Source organism: Klebsiella sp. X1-16S-Nf21 (genome assembly GCF_002837615.1).
GTDB lineage: Bacteria > Pseudomonadota > Gammaproteobacteria > Enterobacterales > Enterobacteriaceae > Klebsiella > Klebsiella variicola.
Genome location: NZ_PJDK01000162.1, coordinates 1 through 639, shown reverse-complemented (window position 1 = coordinate 639; position 639 = coordinate 1). Strand labels below are relative to the sequence as shown.

Sequence of the window (639 nt, the reverse complement as noted above, 5' to 3'; positions counted from 1 at the left end):
GCCTTAGGGGTCGACTCACCCTGCCCCGATTAACGTTGGACAGGAACCCTTGGTCTTCCGGCGAGCGGGCTTTTCACCCGCTTTATCGTTACTTATGTCAGCATTCGCACTTCTGATACCTCCAGCAACCCTCACAGGCCACCTTCGCAGGCTTACAGAACGCTCCCCTACCCAACAACACATAAGTGTCGCTGCCGCAGCTTCGGTGCATGGTTTAGCCCCGTTACATCTTCCGCGCAGGCCGACTCGACCAGTGAGCTATTACGCTTTCTTTAAATGATGGCTGCTTCTAAGCCAACATCCTGGCTGTCTGTGCCTTCCCACATCGTTTCCCACTTAACCATGACTTTGGGACCTTAGCTGGCGGTCTGGGTTGTTTCCCTCTTCACGACGGACGTTAGCACCCGCCGTGTGTCTCCCGTGATAACATTCTTCGGTATTCGTAGTTTGCATCGGGTTGGTAAGTCGGGATGACCCCCTAGCCGAAACAGTGCTCTACCCCCGAAGATGAGTTCACGAGGCGCTACCTAAATAGCTTTCGGGGAGAACCAGCTATCTCCCGGTTTGATTGGCCTTTCACCCCCAGCCACAAGTCATCCGCTAATTTTTCAACATTAGTCGGTTCGGTCCTCCAGTTAG

At 53.8% G+C, this 639-nt stretch carries 1 rRNA gene; it reads right to left on the bottom strand.

Annotation, left to right across the window (positions count from 1 at the left end):
* A 23S ribosomal RNA gene (locus CW267_RS29865) occupies window positions 1-639 on the bottom strand; the annotation flags it as partial.